The organism is Bifidobacterium sp. W8104 (genome assembly GCF_016100735.1).
Classification (GTDB): Bacteria; Actinomycetota; Actinomycetes; order Actinomycetales; family Bifidobacteriaceae; genus Bombiscardovia; species Bombiscardovia choladohabitans.
In genome coordinates this window covers 717,131-733,771 of record NZ_JACFRW010000001.1, presented here as the reverse complement: position 1 = coordinate 733,771, position 16,641 = coordinate 717,131, and the positions used below count along the sequence as shown (strand labels likewise).

Here is a 16,641-nt window from a genome sequence, read left to right as displayed (position 1 = left end):
CCCGGATCGGCAGGTCAGGGGAGGACCTGGATCGCATAAATGAAAACTCCAGTGGATGCATGTGTCCGTCGGCTTCCCTCCGTTCGGCGGCCCTGTCTGTCAGGCGGTGCATCCCTTATCAATACAGCCTTATCGGCAGAAAGAAGTGGACGGTTTATGACGACCGCTCTTGAATTCGTCAGACAGTTGGGCCTGGGATGGAACCTGGGCAACACCTTCGATGCTTTCCCGCTCCAAGGGGAGCATGAAAGGGCCATAAAGGAGGGTCGGACCTGGACCCCGGAGGATCAGGAGAAACTCTGGTTCAATCAGCCCTTCACCCCTGGGTGCGCCCGCCTGGTCAAGCAGGCCGGGTTCGACACCATCCGCATCCCGGTCACTTGGGTGGAATGGATTGACGAGGAGGGACACGTGGACTCCATCTGGATGAACGCGGTCCGCCGGGCCGTCGACTGGAGCCTGGATGCCGGGCTCAAGGTGATCGTCAACGTCCATCACGATGGTGGTGAGGGCGACCTCCCTTGGATCCGCAAGGCGGACAAGGACCCGGATGGGGTCTGCAGGCGATTCGCCGGTCTCTGGCGTGAGATCGCCGACACGTTCAAGGATTACGGGCAGGACCTCATCCTGGAGGGCGGCAACGAGATCGGTTTCGATGACATGGACCGGGATCAGGCCTATGTCCTCCTGGAAAGGCTCAACCAGATCTTCGTCGACACGGTCAGGGCCAGCGGATCGCACAACGCCGACCGTTTCCTGCTGATTCCCGGTTACAACACCGACACGGCCATGACCTGTGATTCCCGTTACCACCTGCCCAAGGACAGCGCAGCGGACCGGCTGATCGTATCCATCCACTATTACTCACCGGCCGATTTCGCCCTGGCCACACACGACACCACCTGGTGCAAACCCAGGCAGGAGTGGGGCAGTGAGGCGGACATCAAGGCGGTGGAGGCGGATTTCGCCACTCAGCGCCGCCGTTTTGTCGATGCCGGCATCCCCGTGATCATCGGAGAGTATGGTCTGCTGACCGAGGCCGTGGACGGGAAGGACCACGCCAGCAACCTCAAGTGGATATCGACCGTTCTGAACTGCTGCCGCGAGAACGGATCCTGCCCGGTCCTCTGGGATACCTCCACCAAGGAGATGTGTTTCCTGGATCGGGCCACTGGCCGTTTCTTCGACCCGGACATGGCCTCCTTATTCGCCCAGGCCAGGGCGGACCGCCGGTAGGGAGGTGCCGCGATGACCCTGTTCAACTGCAAACCCGCCCGTCGGATCGCGTCGGGATTCCACCCGGACCCGACTATCTGCCGGGCCCCTTCGGGCCGCTACTTCCTGGTCAACAGCTCCTTCGAGTATTTCCCGGGCTTGCCCATATACGAGAGTGGCGACGGGAAGCATTGGGCCCTGGTGGGGAACGCCATGGACCGCCCCTCCCAGTTCCCCTGCGAGGGCATGGGCAACAGCGGGGGCATCTATGCTCCCACCCTGCGCTGGCATGACGGCCTGTTCTACCTGATCGTCACCAACGTCAACAAGGGGACCATGATCATGACCACGCCGGATCCCCACCAGGGATGGTTCGATCCTCTGTGGATCAAGGGGTGGCCTGGTATCGACCCCACCCTGCTCTTCGATGACGATGGAACCGTCTACATCTGCGGCAATGAAAGCGACCAGGTTGACCAGGAAGGCAGGAGGGAGGTCCCCGGTATCTACCTGTCCCGCCTGGATGTGGGTACGGGGACCGTCCTGACTAAGAGGGAGAGGATTTGCGGAGGGACCACCGGGGCAAACCCTGAGGGGCCTCACATGTACAAGAGGGATGGCCTCTACTATCTGATGTGGGCGGAGGGGGGCACCGAGGCTGGCCACATGGAGAACATGGCCCGTTCCGCCTCCCCCACAGGCCCCTACGAGATGTGTCCGGGCAACCCACTGATCACCAACCGGAGTACCCACCTGACCCTTCAGGCCATCGGCCACTGCGACTGCGCCGGATTCGATGAGGACCGCACCCTGATGGTCTTCCACGGAACGCGGAACAACCATGAGTATCCTGCCCAGGGCTGGCTGGGCAGGGAGTCCTATGCGGTCTGGTTCGATTGGCAGGATGGCTGGCCCACCTTGGCCGATCAATCCTACGATGTGCCCCTTCTGGGCAAGGGGGATGCACTTGAGGATCAGATTGACTGGATCACCCCCTCCCTGGACAGCGCTGGTCGTTTCAGCGTGACCGGTTCGAGTGACCCGACGGCGGCCCGCATACGCGTGGAGGCCGCCGGCCATGACTTCGGCCTGGATGACGGGGCGCCCATGATCGGAACCCGGCAGACAGATTTCCGCTGCAGCTTCGAGGCCGCCCTCCCCGATCCGGCCCAGTTGACTTATGGCCAGGCCGGATTGGCCGTCTACGCCAATGCCGGCCATTACATGGATCTGTCGGTGGAACCTGCGCGGGATGGTCTGGTGCATGTCCAGGTCCAGGTACACAACGCCGGCCTGGTCAGCCTGGTGGGGTCCGCAGACCTGCCTGCTGGGGCACCCATAGGTCTTCAGATCAGGGGGGACGAGATGGGCTACGCCTTTCGTGCTGTGGGTCGGGACGGGGGTCACGACCTGGGTCATGCCCCGGGCAAGGTCCTCAGCTTCACCAATGCCGGTGGCTTCACCGGAATCCTTCTGGGGGTCTACGCCCACGGTTCCGGACGAGTTACCTTCGATCCGGTGGCCTACCGGGTCTGAGCAATCTGTTCGTTCGCAAAAACAACAAGAGAAGTCGCCCGCTATGGTGCCATCTGGTGCCCGTCGGACGACCTGAAGGAGATCGATCATGAAACCCACTTTCAGCAGCTTCCTGTTCGGGGGCGATTGGAATCCGGAACAATGGCCGGAGGACACCTGGGAACAGGACATCGAAAAACTCGAGGATGCCCACATCAACGAGGCCACCATCAACGTCTTCTCCTGGGCCCTCCTGCAGCCTTCGGAAGACAAATATGACTTCTCCATGCTGGATAAGATTGTGGCCCTCCTGGTCAAGCACCGGTTCAACATCGTCATGGCCACAGGTACGGCGGCCCTGCCTGCCTGGATGGTCAGGACCCACCCAGAGGTGATCCGGACCGACCAGGAGGGCAGGCATCGCGTTTTCGGTGGGCGACACAACTTCTGCCCCACCAGTGAATACTTCCGACAGGCTTCCGGGGCTTTGGCAGGCCACCTGGCCGAACGCTACGCCGACACCCCGGGCCTGGTGGCCTGGCATGTGGGCAACGAGTACGGCGGTGGCGGCGGCTTGTGTTACTGCGAGGGCTGTGCCCGAGCCTTCCGTGTCTGGCTGAAGGACAAGTACGGTACGATCCAGGCCCTCAACCAGGCCTGGTACGCCAACTTCTGGAGCCACACCATCTACGACTGGGATGACGTGGTTCCACCTGTGACCTACGGGGATGGGATCGGTGAGAACAAGTGTGTGATCTCCGGGTTGCAGATGGATTACCGCCGTTTCCAGGAGCAGGCACAGCTGGCCTGCTTCACCAATGAGCGCGACGCCATCCGCCGCCACGACGGTTCCACGCCGATCACCACCAACCTGATGGGGACTTTCAAGGACCTGGACTACTTCGAGTGGGCCCAGCAGATGGACCTGGTTAGCTGGGACAACTATCCGGGCATGGACACCCCACCCAGCTTCACCGCAATGTCCCACGACCTTATGCGGGGGGTGGGCGGTGGCCGTCCCTTCATGCTGATGGAGCAGACGCCCAATCAACAGGGCTGGTTCCCCTTCTGCAAGGTCAAGCGGCCCGGCGAGGTCCGCAAGCTCAGTTGGCAGGCCGTGGCTCATGGGGCCGACACGGTGCAGTTCTTCCAGATGAAACAGTCCCTGGGCGGCTGTGAGCGCACTCATGGGGCCGTCATAGACCACAGCGGTAGTGAGGAATCCCGAGTCTTCAAGGAGACCGCTGCCCTGGGTGCCGAGCTGGATCGGGTGGGGGCCCGTCTCATGGGTAGCCGAGTGGTGGCCAGGGTGGCCATCATGTTCGACTGGCAGAGCTACTGGTCCCTGGAAGGTTGCGTGGGCCCCACGACAGGCTTTTCCTACCCCCAGGAGGTCCACCGCTTCTACCGCCCTCTCTACCGCCGCAACCTGGCCGTGGACTTCATACCCAGCACGTCCTCGGTCGAGACCCTGAAGAAGTATGACCTGGTCCTGGCCCCGGCCCTGATCTCCCTATTGCCCGATGTGGCAGACCACCTGGAGTCCTATGTGTCCGATGGGGGCACCTTCGTCACCGGCTATATGGCCGGTATCCATGACGAACGCGACCTGGTGGTTCCAGGTGGGTACCCGGGTGTTCTAAGGAGGCTGACCGGGGTCTGGGTCGAGGAGATCGATGCCCTGGCGCCTGATGAAACCATACCGGTGGAAGGTCTGGCAGCTGTTGACGGCCAGCCTGCCGGTCAGATCGTGGCCAGCCTGATTCATTGCGAGGGAGCCAAGCCCCTTGCCTCCTACGGGGGTGGCGACTTCTACGCCGGTAGTCCGGCCTTGACGGTGAACGATTTCGGCAGGGGGAAGGCCTACTTCGTTGGCACCCCCCTGGACGAGGCTGGCATGGAAGCCTTCATGGATCCCATTGTTGACAGCCTTGGGCTTCCTGCGGTCGACACTCCCAAGGATGTCAGCCTTTCCGTCCGCCAATCGGATGACGGGACCCGGTATGCCATCGTGATCAACTCGGCCCGCTCGCCAATTACCGCCGACCTTCCCCTCCTGAGGGGAGGTGAGGACCTCCTTGCAGGAGGTCGGGTGTCTGGCCCACTGGATCTGCCCCCCTACGGGGTGGCTCTGGTCGCGCTGGCCTGACCGGCTAACGGCGAACCTGAGTATCCAGGTCCTGTTATGGCTGGCATCAAGGAGGTGGCCGCACGAGTCGGCGTCTCCATCAGCACCGTCTCCTATGCCATAAGTGGGAAACGGTCGGTTAGCGCCTCTACCAGGGCCAGGGTCATGCAGGCCGCCCGCGAACTGGGCTATGCCCCCCGGTCGCATGGACGCCTGGCCCGGGGTGGAGAGACCAGGATCCTTGCCCTGAGCTCACCCATGGACGAGCGGACGGTCTACGGGGATTGGTCGCCTTACTTCTTCGGGGTGGCCCGGCGTTCCCATCTGCGCGGGTATGACATCCTGGCCCTTATGGGTGAGGATGAGGACCTGGCTGGTCTGGCGGATTCAGGCCAAGTGGACGGAATCCTCCTGATGGATGTGACGGTGGACGACCCACGTACCGCACTGGCCGCTTACTCACGGGTTCCCGTGGTGTCCCTCGGTTGTCCGGACAGCCTGGACGGGGCCTACGCGGTGGATCTGGACTTCGAGCAGATGGGCCGTCTGGCCGTCCACCGTATGGTCGCGGCCGGCCACACCCACCTCCTCTTCCTGGGGGCCGACCCCGATGCCTACGAGGAGGGCGTTAATTTCCTGGTCCGGACCAGGAAGGCGGTCAGGTCATCGGCCGCCGGTGCCCATGTAGCTGTGACGGAGGAGTACCTCGACGGTGAGGGGGCTCGTCCCATGAAAAGCCTTGTATGTCGCGCTCTGGCCGTTGATCCGGAGATCTCGGCCGTTCTGGGACAGGTGGACACTATGGGAATGTTCAACCTGACAAGAGCCCTGGCTGCTGTCGGCAGACCAGTTGGATCGGCCATGTCGGTCATCCAGTTGGGCTCCTTCGGCAAAGGGGCCGTGTTGGACCCGCCTCTGGACGAAATCCCCCTGCGCCCTTACCTGGCGTGCGGCCGTGCCGTCGATGTCCTGGTCGAGATGGTGGAGGGAAGACGCCCCAGGCCAGGCAGGGGAATCAAGGAGTTGATCCCGGTCACATACCTGGACCGGGGTTCGGTCAGGTCTCCGGTCAGGTCCGGGAACTGTCGAAATCCTTCGAAATGATTCGTTCCCACGCTTCAGTCCCTTTTATGCTAATCAGTGCGTTCTTGCATGGCGATGAGGCCATGGCGTATGGCTCGTGATGGAAGCGAGGTAGATATGCACAGTCAAAAGACGAGGAAGTCGAAGATGTGGACCAGGCCGATGGCCCTTCTGGCCACCCTGGCAATCTCGATGACCGTGGGGGCCTGTGGATCGGGTGGCGAATCGGAGGCCGAGGGGGTTGACGACGGAGCATCGATGACGGTGGAGGTCTTCGACCAACTGGCCAACTATCAGGGCAAGCAAAAGGGTTGGTTCGCCAAACTGGTAAAGGACAAGTTCAACATCACCCTCAATATCGTGGCCCCCAACGTGGCAGGCGGTGGCAACACGCTTTTCGACACCCGTTCTGCTGCTGGCAATTTGGGTGACCTGGTGGTCATAGGCTCCAACGGCGGTCAGGCCAAGAAGGTGGTCAAGGCGGGCCTGGTGGCCGATCTGACCCCTTATATGAAAGATGCCAAACACCTTAAGGCCTATCAGGGGGCCATGGATCAGCTCAGGGCCGATGTCGGCCGTAAGGACGGTACCTGGGGAATCCCTATCTCCGTCTCGGCCCTCTCGCCTACGGAGCCCAGTGAGGGGGTGGAGCCCACCTTCGGCCCCTTCGTCAGATGGGACTACTACAAGGAGGTCGGCTACCCCAAGGTCGCCACCCTGGAGGATCTTCTGCCTGTCCTTGAGAAGATGCAGGAGAGAGCCCGTCAGGAGACCGGCCGCAAGGACATCTACGCCCTGAGTCTCTTCAAGGACTGGGACGATCAAGCCATGCAAAACGGCTTCCAGTTGCCAGCCTTCTACGGTTATGCCGAGGGAACCGGATATGTGATGAGCAATGCCGACGGGTCGGATGCCCAGTCCCTAATCGCCCCGGACGGGATTTATGTCAGGGCCCTGAAATTCTTCAACAAGGCGCAGAGGATGGGTCTGGTCGATCCCGATTCCACCACGCAGAACTACGACACCATGTTCGCCAAGTACCAGCAGGGCAAGATTCTCTTCTCCTTCTGGCCCTGGCTGGGGCAGGCAGCCTACAACACCGAGACCCACAGGCAAGAGGGGAAGGGGTTCATGATGCTCTCCATAGACGACATGAAGATCGCCTCCAAGGGGGCGCAGCCCAACGGGACCTCTACTTTCATCGGGGTTGGGGCCAAGGCGAAGAACAAGGCCCGCCTGGTTAGATTCATCGACTGGCTTTATTCACCGGATGGCATACAGGCCTCCGGCTCCCAGACCAACGGAGCCGCCGGGCTCAAGGGGCTGACCTGGAAGGTAGAGGGAGGCCGACCGGTCCTGACGGATTTCGGTGTCAAAGCTCTGTCCGGTGAGAAGGTAAACGTCCCCGAGGAATACGGGGGAGGGGGCTACACGGATGGGGCCTCCCAACTCAATGTCAACACGGTCCTGAACAAGGGGTTGGATCCCGCCACTAAAGCCCCCTACAACTATCAGATGTGGGATTCGGAACTGGACAAGCGGACCACGGCCCTCGACAGGGACTGGCAGGCGCACATGGGCGGTGCCCGCACCACGATGGAGTATTTGGAGAAAGCGAAGAAGCTGGCTGTGATACCCGGGGCCAGCTATTCCACCCCCAAGGAGTCCTCCGTTATCTCGACCATCCGGGGACAGGTCAAGACCGCAGTGGTTAACGGCTGCTGGCAGGCCGTCTTCGCCAAGGATGACGAAGGGTTCGACTCGGTCTGGTCCTCCATGGTGAAGAACGTGGACGGGCTGGGCTTCCAGAAGGTCTATCAAGTGGACATGGATAACACCCATAGTCTCTTCTCGGCGCGCAAGGCGATCGAGAAGCAGTATGCCGATCGGAAGTAAGCCCGGCTCATCCGATGCGGCCCCAGAATTCCGGTTCTTGATTGCAGGATCGGAATCCTGGAGAATGTGGATGGCAGGGACTTGTCACCTTCTTGGGGTGTGAGCAAGAGTCAGACGGTCGGCTACTCCTGCCCCCTGAAGGTCCGCTTGATCCAGGCAGCCGCGAGACGGGGCCAGATCTGCACGCAGGGCTCGATTCCATTGGTTCCCTGCCAGGCGGTCTCTTCGGTCCCCAGGCCCAGACCGTGGCCTCCATGGGGGAAGAGGTGGGCTTCCACGCTGACCCCGGCCTGCTTGCATGCTTCTACCAGCATGAGGGTGTTCTCCGGAGGGACCAGACCATCCTCCATGGTGTGCCAGACGAATACGGGTGGGGTCTTGCTGTCTATGTGCTTCTCGATGGAGACCGCCTCCAGGGCCGTAGGGTCCTCCTTCTTGTCGCCCAGGAGGTGGTCGATGCTCCCTCGGTGAGCGAGGGGACCGGAGGTGATGACCGGATAGCCCAGCATGAGGCCGTCGGGGCGGACGGCATCGGGGTCGTAGCCGTGGGCCCGGAGGTCCTGGTCTCCGGCGGTTGTGGCCAGGTTGGCTGCCAGGTGGCCACCGGCTGAGAAGCCCATGATGCTGATGGCCTTGGGGTCCACGTGCCACTGGTCGGCGTGCTCACGGATGCGCTTCATGGCTTCGGCCGCTTCGACCAGGGCTGTCGGGTACACGGAGGGCCAGCAGGAATAGCGTAGGACGAAGGCATTGCAACCAGCCGCTAGGAACTGTACGGCGATGGGTTCGGCCTCCCTGTCCGAGGTCATTTCATAGCCGCCTCCGGGGATGACCAGGACTGATGGGCGAACCCGGTCCGGCAATACCTCCTCGCTGTTGTCCAAGCTGTAGCCGACGAATTTGGCCCGGCTGCCGTCAATCCCCTCAATCTCCTGCTCAAAATACTGCATCTGCTCTCATCCTCTTCGATAGTTAGGGCCCTCAGGCCATGGCTCATTGTAAATCACCAGGTGACTCGGCGACCCCTCAGAAGGTCACGGTCACGTTCACCGGATTCTCGCTTGTCTGGGGTGGTACCATCCCGCTACTCAGTTCGTGGCCGTCCAGGCTGACCGAACGCCTTCCAGTCCGCTTCATGGAAATTCGATAGGTGACCCCCCTCCAGGTCCTGCCGACGGTCAGTTCGTTGAATTCGGCGGGCAGGTGGGGTTCGATAGCCAGTCCGTCCAAGGTGGGCCTGACCCCCAGCAGATACTGGGAGACATCCACGAAGGACCAGGCGGCCGTGCCTGTCAGCCATGAGTTCTTTCCCTCGCCGGGGGTGGGAGACTCAGGACCGGCCACCATCTGGCAGTAGACGTAGGGCTCCACCTTGCGGATGTCGGACTTCTCCTCCAGGTAGGCGGGGCAGGTGCGTCTGTAGACCGCGAAGGCCTCTTCGTCATCGCCGACCATGGCGTTGGCTATGGAGATCCAGGGGTTGACGTGGCAGAAGACGCCACCATTCTCCTTGTACCCCCTGGGGTAGGAAGAGATCTCGCCTAGTTCGATTCGGTAGGTGGAATAGGCGGGGGCCAGAATGGCCGTTCCCCAGGAGGAGGTCAGCCTCTCCTTGACCGAGGTCAGGGCCTGTCGGGCCTTGCCGTCATCGAGACCGATACCGGCCATTACACACATCCCCTGGGGTTCGATGTAGATCTGCCCTTCGGTGTCAGTGTGGGAGCCGACGGGACGGGAGTAAGCGTCGTAGGCCCTGAGGAACCACTGGCCGTCCCAGCCGGCCTCCTCCACGGTATGGGTCATCTTCTCGATGGCCTGGCGGACCGAGGCGGTCTCCTGGGCCACAGCATCCCTGTCCATCCCGCAATCCGTCCCGTAATGGTCCAGGATGTCGGCGTAGTGGCCGGCATAGAGGACGAACATGCCTCCGATCAGGACCGACTCAGCCACACCTGTGTCATTGTTTTCGACAGTCTGGAAACTCTCTCCTGGTGTATCGGAGAAGCAGTTGAGGTCAAGGCAGTCGTTCCAGTCGGCCCGTCCGATCAGGGGGAGGTCATGCGGGCCCATGTGGTTCATTGTGAACCCGATCGACCGGCGCAGGTGTTCCAGGAGGGGTTTCTCGGTCCCTGCCACATTGTTGAAGGGGACGGGCTCCTCCAGGATGGAGGAATCCCCGGTCTCGGCCAGGTAGGCGTAGGTGCCGGCCACCAGCCAGAGGGGGTCGTCGTTGAAGCCGCCGCCAATGTCGGCGTTCCCCCTTTTGGTCAGAGGCTGGTACTGGTGCCAGGCCGACCCATCCTCCAGCTGGGTTGAGGCGATGTCGATGATGCGCTGACGGGCGCGGTCGGGGATCAGGTGGACAAAGCCCAGGAGATCCTGGTTGGAGTCGCGGAAGCCCATCCCCCTCCCTGTGCCTGATTCGAAATAGGAGGCCGAACGCGAAAGGTTGAAGGTGACCATGCACTGGTACTGGTGCCATATGTTGACCATCCGATCCAGGCGGGGGTCGCCGCTGTCCAGGGTGAACCGGCCCAGGAGATCGGCCCAGTAGGCCTTGAGGTCGGCGAAGGCCTGGTCGACCTGGTCGTCCCTTCTGAATCGGTCGAAGAGGGCGTGTGCGGGCTTCTTGTTGATGATTCCCACCTTGGCAGGGTCATCGGGGTCCTCCCACTTGTCCTCCTTGGGCAGCTGGACATAGCCCAGGATGAATACCAGGCTCTCCTCCTGGCCGGGGTCCAGGGATAGCCTGACCCTGTTGGCGGCTATAGGGAACCAGCCGTGTGCCACGGAGTTGCGGGCTCTGCCCTCGGTGATGGCTTCGGGGGTGTCCCAGCCGTTGAACTTACCCAGGAACTCGTCCCGGCTGGTGTCGAACCCGCAGGTGGGCTGGTTGACCCCGAAGAAGGCGTAATGGTTTCGGCGTTCCTTGTACTCGGTCTTGTGGTAGAGAAGGGTGGCTTCCGATCCCTGCTCGACCTCCACTTCGCCCGTAGACAGGTTGCGCTGGAAGTTGCTGGAGTCGTCCACGGCGTTCCACAGGCACCACTCAACACAGCCGGTCACATCCAGAAGGATGGGGGAGTCGGTGGTGTTCCTGATTTTCAAACGGTTGATTTCGGCATCGGCATCCACGGGGACGAAGGCGGTCATGACTGTATCGATGCCCTTATATGAGGATTCGAAAATGGTATATCCGATCCCCTGACGGCAGCTGTACCGGTCCAGGGGAGTCCTGGAGGGCAGGAAGGTGGGCGACCAGGTGGCCAGGGGGGCGGACTCTGGGTTGTCCCGATCCATAAGGCTCAGGTAGTAGCTGCGGCTGCCGTTGTCGGCAGGTACCCCGTTATAGCGGTAGCGGGTTATCCTCTGGAGCTTGGCATCTTTGTAGAAGGAATAGCCACCGCCTGTATTGGAAATGAGGGAGAAGAAGTCCTGGTTGCCCAGATAGTTGATCCAGGGCAGCGGGGTGGCGGGTGTGTCGATGACATACTCTCTGGCTGCGTCGTCAAAATGACCGTATTGCATGTTCTCCCTATCCTCAATGCAACCTTGGCCCAGCCCCGTCGGGTTGGGGCCGGTTGGGCAGGCCGTAGGCGGCCCTTCCGGACTGTCCCGAGGCGTCACAACCCCTTGAAAGCAGCAGTGCCTGATAGGAATAGCTGCCGGAATCGTGCCCCATTTCGGGAAAGACTGCTAAGGCTTGCGACCCGCGTTTGTATTATCGTTTGACTAAGATGATAGCATTAATTAATAAACCTATAGATAAGCGTGTGCGGATTCCCTATAATGGTTGAACTCATGTGGCTTCCAATAGGCCGGAACCCCAAAGGTTGGGCAGATTGGAGCCGCCTGCAGTCATGATGGGGACCCGCAGGGGCGGGCGGCACTGTAAAGAGACAGGATCCCACCACCCGCCAAGTGCCTGAGTAAGGGGGGTTCATGACTGGCGTAGAGGATTGGAACCAGTACCGGGCAGGAAAAAGTGTCACCGGATCCGGTCCGACGGTCGGGTCCACCTTCTCGGAGAACCCTCGTGCCCGTCAGGTCTTTACTGGCAAGGGCTTCCCCCGGCGCAAGCGCATGACCGCCGATGAGCGCAAGGAACAGATTGTCAAGGCGGCCGTCAAGGTGATTGCCGCCAAGGGCTTTTGGGGGATGTCCCTGCAGGACGTGGCCGATCAGGTGGGCATCACCGAGGCCGCCCTCTATCATTACATCGACTCCAAGAACGACCTGTTCAGGATGGTCATGGAGCAGGCCTATGATTCCCCTGAGGCCGACGAGTTCATCTACACGACCTGCACGGGGACGGATGCGGACGGACACAACCTTCTCTTCTTCCCTCGGTTCTGCGCCAACAACGTCATTTTCAATGCCCGCAGGCCGGAGATGGTCAAGCTCTTCTCCATCTTGAACGGAGAGGCTCTCAGCCCCTCGCACCCGGCCCACCGCTATTTCATAGGCCGAAACCAGAAGTTTTGGCAGACCATCAAGTCACTGAACTGGTGCCTGCCCAGAGGGTACGACCTTGACCGCTTCCACCACATGTGGGTGCTGTGCATGTCGGCCATGGATGGCCTGCAATACCGCTGGCTGGCGGACGGGTCAGCCGACCTGGTGGCCGAGTGGCTTGCCTTCTCCGATGAGCTCTTCCCCCAGGAGAAGTGGCATGGGTTCATGGACCCCAGTGACATCGACCCGGACTCAGAAGAATGCCTGGCCTCCTACGGCCTTATTACGGGTGGAGGACCGGCGGTGCAGGACCAGCGGCTACGTCCAGACGACCCCTCCGGTGGGACAGCGGCCACCGAGGACGTCCAACGGCCGGGGGACAGCAAATGACTGCAGGAGAGAATAGCGCCATGGATATGAAAGAAACGAAAGAGAGGATTGGCATGGGCCAAGAGAGCAAGTTCATCTTCCCGTCCGATTTCACCTGGGGAACGGCCACGGCAGCCTTCCAGGTGGAAGGGGCGGCACATGAGGACGGCAGGACGGATTCCATCTGGGACACATATTGCGCCCGGCCGGGCGTGGTAGTCGACGGGTCCAACGGTGATGTGGCCTGCGATCAGTATCATCGCTACCCGCAGGACATAGCCCTGATGAAGCAGATGGGTGTCGGTGCCTACCGCATGTCCATATCCTGGTCCCGTATTTTTCCCAGGGCTGATGGTCCGGTGAACCAGGCCGGGCTGGATCACTACCTGAAGGTCCTTGATATGCTGCGCGACAATGGAATCAGGCCCGTCGTCACCCTATATCACTGGGATCTTCCCCAGTACCTACAGGATGAAGGCGGCTGGCCCAGCAGGGACACAGCCCTCCGTTTTGGCGACTACGCCTCCGCTCTGGCGGCCTCCTTCGGCGACCGGGTGGACACCTGGACCACCTTGAACGAGCCCTGGTGTGCGGCCTATCTGGGCTATGGGAACGGGGCCCATGCCCCAGGGATCAAGGACTACGACCAGGCCCTGTCCGCCGTTCATCATCTGAACCTGGCCCATGGCCTGGCCTGCCAGGCCATCAGGGCCCAGGTCGGTCAGGCTGCCCAGCTCTCGGTCACCCTCAACCTTCAGGTGACCCGGGCGGCCTCTGACAGCCCGGAGGACCTAGCCGCCAAGAAGAGGGCCGATCTCTTCGCCAACGAAGTCTTTCTGGCCCCCATGCTGGAAGGTGTCTATCCGGAAGGTGTCAGTCAGGCGGCAGGGGAGGATACCGACTGGCGCTTCGTGCAGGATGGTGACCTAGAGACCATTCATCAGCCCCTTGATGTCCTTGGACTGAACTACTACGCCACGACCTATGTAAAGGCCAGGAAGGCTGATGATGAATCCGCCGATGCGTCGGTCGGTCCCGAGGGCAAGCTGGTCGATCGTCATGCCAACGCCATGCCGGCCCAGGATGGCGTGGAGGGACTGGCCCCGCAGGGGGAGCTGACAGGGATGGGTTGGAATCAGGAACCTAAGGGTTTGACTGATGTGCTGGTCGAGCTGGGCCGACGTTTCCCCGACATAGAACTCATGGTGACCGAGAACGGTTCCGCCTGGGATGATCAGGTCAGTCGGGATCCGGACGCGCCCAGCGGAAAGATCGTTCACGACCCCAAGCGGGTAGCCTATCTGGAAGAGCATGTCAAGGCCGTGGCCAGGGCCATTCAGGCCGGGGCTCGGGTTACCGGCTACTTCGCCTGGTCCCTGCTGGACAACTTTGAGTGGGCCCTGGGCTACACCAAGCGCTTTGGGTTGATCAGGGTCGACTATGACACTCAGGAGCGGATCTGGAAGGATTCAGGAAGGCGCTACTCCCGGATTGTTCAGGCCAATGCGATCTGAAAGGGCTCTGACATCGATTGGTCTGCAGTCGGCAACGGCTCCGCATGCGATCTGTGGGCCGCACCACCGATCCTGAACATTTAATCAGGTTGATCATGCAGGCAGGGGAGGGGGTGACTCTCCCCGTCGGCATGATTGAAGTTTCCTGATTTTCGAACCCCTCATATCCAGCTTGGTTGCCACATGCGAATTCATCGGAGCCCGCAAGGAATCGGAAGGGCCGTCCTCAGGGGCAGACAAGACAGGGAGACCGGGACGAGGGGGCCCAGGATGAATCACGTATCAGCGTCGATAGGCGGTTTTGGACTGAATTGACATTTTTTACAACGATAGATAAACTGGCGCTGTCATGACGGCACAGTTGCCGGCTGTAGATTCCCCCAGGTTCAAGGATTGAGCCGGATGGGAGCGAAACTAGTCATAGAAGGGCTGAGCATGAACGGAACCGATGCAGAAGTCGACCGTCAGGTCAAGACTTCCGGTAAAACCGCGCGCCTCGCCTCCTCCAAACCCGCCAAGGCACATAAGGTCCTTTCGTCGCGGGGGGGGGGGGGGTATAAATCTTCCCTGAAGCGCTGTTGGCCCTTATGGGTCATGGTGCTTCCAGCCATGCTGTTCGTGGCCGTATTCAACTACGGCCCTATGTACGGCATTCAACTGGCGTTCAGGAAGTATGATTTTACCAAGGGCCTCACCGGAGGCGACTGGGTGGGCTTCCAGTATTTCAAGCAGTTCTTCGCCTCACCTATGTTCAAGCCCCTCATGGTCAACACGATCAGGATCAGTCTGTGGACTCTGGTCATGGGCTTCATCGCCCCCATCATCCTGGCTCTCCTGATCAACCAGATCCATTCCACCAAGGTCAAGAGCTTCGTACAGACCATCACCTACATGCCGCACTTCATATCTACGGTGGTGATTGTGGCCATGATTAACCTTTTCCTGACCCCCTCCACAGGTCTGCTCACCCGTTTCCTCTCCTTCCTCCACGTCGACAACGCCAACTTCATGGGCAATCCCAGCACCTTTACGCCCATCTACTGGATCAGCGAGGTCTGGCAGCATATGGGCTGGAACTCGATTATCTACCTGGCCGCCCTCAGTTCGGTCGACGTGGCCCTCTACGAGGCAGCCAAGATGGACGGGGCAGGCCGTTTTCAGCTTATTCGTTACATCGATATACCTGCCATCATGCCCACGGCCGGCGTCCTCCTGATCCTGAACATGGGCGGTGTGCTCAACGTAGGCTTCGAAAAGGTCTTCCTCATGCAGAACACCCTGAACCTGCCAGCCTCCGAGGTCATATCGACCTACACCTACAAGATCGGCATCCTGCAGAATCAATTCTCGTATTCCACAGCCATCGGCCTGTTCAACATGCTCATCAACTTCGTCTTCCTGGTCATCGCCAATCAGATCTCCAGGAGGGTGTCTCACACCGGCATCTTCTGAGGGGGAGGAAGACAACAAAATGAAAAACACGCAAGACATGGCACGCGCCGGGGCCCGCAGGGTCAGACGGCTTATCGGGGGGAAGACGCTGGGAGACTGGCTGGCTGACCTGATCATCGTCCTCATCCTGCTGCTGATAGTGGCCTCCATCCTCTACCCAATCTGGTTCATCATCATCGCTTCGGTCTCTGATCAGACCCTGGTCAACACAGGCCAGGTCACCTGGATTCCCAAGGGCATTTCGGCCTACGGCTTCCAGCAGATTCTCGGGGATGACAGGATCTGGAACGGCTACCGGAATACGTTGATCTACACTGTGGCAGGCACCGTCTTGAACCTGGTGGTCACCATGCCGGCGGCCTTCGCCCTCTCCCGGCCCGAGTTCAAATGGCGCCGCCTGATCATGCTCTTCTTCACGATTACCATGTTCGTCAACGGCGGTCTGATCCCGACCTACCTTCTCTACAAGCAGCTGGACCTCCTGGACTCCTGGGCGGTCTTCGTCATTCCCCAGGCCCTGAATGTCTACAACCTGATCATCGCCCGGTCCTTCTTCGAGAGCTCCATCCCCGAGGACCTCCACGATGCCGCTCAGATCGACGGGGTGGGGTACTTCCGCTACTTTACGCGGATCGTCATCCCCCTGAGTTCCGCCATCATCGCCGTCATCGGCCTGTATTACCTGGTGCAGCACTGGAATGACTTCTTCACCGGCTTGGTCTACATACGCACCTACGACAAGCAACCCCTGCAGATCGTCCTGCGTGACATCCTCCTGTCCAACCAGGCTTTCCAGGGGGGGTCGGGCTCGACGGCCGGTGCCGGATACGGGCAGGAGTTCGCTGACCAGATCAAATACGGGGTGATCATCGTCTCCACCCTCCCTCTCCTGGTCATCTACCCCTTCATACAGAAGTACTTCAACAAAGGTGTCATGATCGGGGCAATCAAGGGCTGATTGCACCGGACCGTCCTACTGACGGGGAACAAAGACAAGACGTATGGGCCGGACAG

General features: G+C 60.7%; 11 protein-coding genes. 9 read left to right on the top strand and 2 right to left on the bottom strand.

Going from position 1 to position 16,641, the window contains the following annotated elements:
• Nucleotides 1-156 precede the first annotated feature (156 nt).
• The 5 genes from H3U89_RS02785 to H3U89_RS02765 all read left to right on the top strand — a co-directional run bounded on the left by H3U89_RS02785 (nt 157) and on the right by H3U89_RS02765 (nt 7,837).
• Nucleotides 157-1,236 carry a glycoside hydrolase family 5 protein gene (locus H3U89_RS02785; RefSeq protein WP_029677562.1) on the top strand — a complete coding sequence of 360 codons (1,080 nt, stop codon included), beginning with the start codon at nt 157-159 and terminating at the stop codon, nt 1,234-1,236.
• A gap of 12 nt (nt 1,237-1,248) precedes the next feature.
• Entirely contained in the window at nt 1,249-2,751 is a 1,503-nt protein-coding gene (locus H3U89_RS02780; protein WP_198178580.1) for a glycoside hydrolase family 43 protein, read from the top strand.
• A gap of 88 nt (nt 2,752-2,839) precedes the next feature.
• A complete protein-coding gene (locus tag H3U89_RS02775) occupies nt 2,840-4,879 on the top strand; it encodes a beta-galactosidase (protein WP_198178581.1) in 2,040 nt (679 codons plus the stop codon).
• 36 nt (nt 4,880-4,915) lie between these two features.
• Nucleotides 4,916-5,962: a LacI family DNA-binding transcriptional regulator gene (locus tag H3U89_RS02770; RefSeq protein WP_044097610.1), complete on the top strand. Its 1,047-nt coding sequence runs from the start codon at nt 4,916-4,918 to the stop codon at nt 5,960-5,962.
• 126 nt (nt 5,963-6,088) lie between these two features.
• The gene (locus H3U89_RS02765; protein WP_198178582.1) at nt 6,089-7,837 is read left to right on the top strand and encodes an extracellular solute-binding protein; all 1,749 of its coding nucleotides are present in this window, start codon (nt 6,089-6,091) and stop codon (nt 7,835-7,837) included.
• 122 nt (nt 7,838-7,959) lie between these two features.
• On the opposite strand, the gene H3U89_RS02760 is transcribed toward H3U89_RS02765, so the two are convergent.
• Both H3U89_RS02760 and H3U89_RS02755 read right to left on the bottom strand, forming a co-directional pair.
• A complete protein-coding gene (locus tag H3U89_RS02760) occupies nt 7,960-8,787 on the bottom strand; it encodes an alpha/beta hydrolase (RefSeq protein WP_198178583.1) in 828 nt (275 codons plus the stop codon).
• Nucleotides 8,788-8,863: 76 nt separating this feature from the next.
• A complete protein-coding gene (locus H3U89_RS02755) occupies nt 8,864-11,365 on the bottom strand; it encodes a GH36-type glycosyl hydrolase domain-containing protein (protein ID WP_198178584.1) in 2,502 nt (833 codons plus the stop codon).
• 414 nt (nt 11,366-11,779) lie between these two features.
• Here H3U89_RS02755 and H3U89_RS02750 point away from each other — a divergent pair, with 414 nt between their 5' ends.
• The 4 genes from H3U89_RS02750 to H3U89_RS02735 all read left to right on the top strand — a co-directional run bounded on the left by H3U89_RS02750 (nt 11,780) and on the right by H3U89_RS02735 (nt 16,585).
• Complete coding sequence (locus H3U89_RS02750; protein ID WP_081708956.1) at nt 11,780-12,682, top strand: TetR/AcrR family transcriptional regulator; 903 nt, start codon at nt 11,780-11,782, stop codon at nt 12,680-12,682.
• A gap of 20 nt (nt 12,683-12,702) precedes the next feature.
• Complete coding sequence (locus H3U89_RS02745) at nt 12,703-14,175, top strand: glycoside hydrolase family 1 protein (RefSeq protein WP_232345463.1); 1,473 nt, start codon at nt 12,703-12,705, stop codon at nt 14,173-14,175.
• A gap of 435 nt (nt 14,176-14,610) precedes the next feature.
• Entirely contained in the window at nt 14,611-15,627 is a 1,017-nt protein-coding gene (locus H3U89_RS02740) for an ABC transporter permease (protein ID WP_198179423.1), read from the top strand.
• Nucleotides 15,628-15,664: 37 nt separating this feature from the next.
• A complete protein-coding gene (locus H3U89_RS02735; protein WP_232342917.1) occupies nt 15,665-16,585 on the top strand; it encodes a carbohydrate ABC transporter permease in 921 nt (306 codons plus the stop codon).
• Nucleotides 16,586-16,641 lie beyond the last annotated feature (56 nt).

Excerpts from the sequence above, each read along its gene's own strand:
- H3U89_RS02745 (WP_232345463.1), top strand. The coding sequence starts at position 12,703 with ATGGATATGAAAGAAACGAAAGAGAGGATTGGCATGGGCCAAGAGAGC.
- H3U89_RS02785 (WP_029677562.1), top strand. The coding sequence starts at position 157 with ATGACGACCGCTCTTGAATTCGTCAGACAGTTGGGCCTGGGATGGAAC.
- H3U89_RS02755 (WP_198178584.1), bottom strand. The coding sequence starts at position 11,365 with ATGCAATACGGTCATTTTGACGACGCAGCCAGAGAGTATGTCATCGAC.
- H3U89_RS02760 (WP_198178583.1), bottom strand. The coding sequence starts at position 8,787 with ATGCAGTATTTTGAGCAGGAGATTGAGGGGATTGACGGCAGCCGGGCC.
- H3U89_RS02780 (WP_198178580.1), top strand. The coding sequence starts at position 1,249 with ATGACCCTGTTCAACTGCAAACCCGCCCGTCGGATCGCGTCGGGATTC.
- H3U89_RS02740 (WP_198179423.1), top strand. The coding sequence starts at position 14,611 with ATGAACGGAACCGATGCAGAAGTCGACCGTCAGGTCAAGACTTCCGGT.
- H3U89_RS02765 (WP_198178582.1), top strand. The coding sequence starts at position 6,089 with ATGTGGACCAGGCCGATGGCCCTTCTGGCCACCCTGGCAATCTCGATG.
- H3U89_RS02750 (WP_081708956.1), top strand. The coding sequence starts at position 11,780 with ATGACTGGCGTAGAGGATTGGAACCAGTACCGGGCAGGAAAAAGTGTC.
- H3U89_RS02735 (WP_232342917.1), top strand. The coding sequence starts at position 15,665 with ATGGCACGCGCCGGGGCCCGCAGGGTCAGACGGCTTATCGGGGGGAAG.
- H3U89_RS02770 (WP_044097610.1), top strand. The coding sequence starts at position 4,916 with ATGGCTGGCATCAAGGAGGTGGCCGCACGAGTCGGCGTCTCCATCAGC.
- H3U89_RS02775 (WP_198178581.1), top strand. The coding sequence starts at position 2,840 with ATGAAACCCACTTTCAGCAGCTTCCTGTTCGGGGGCGATTGGAATCCG.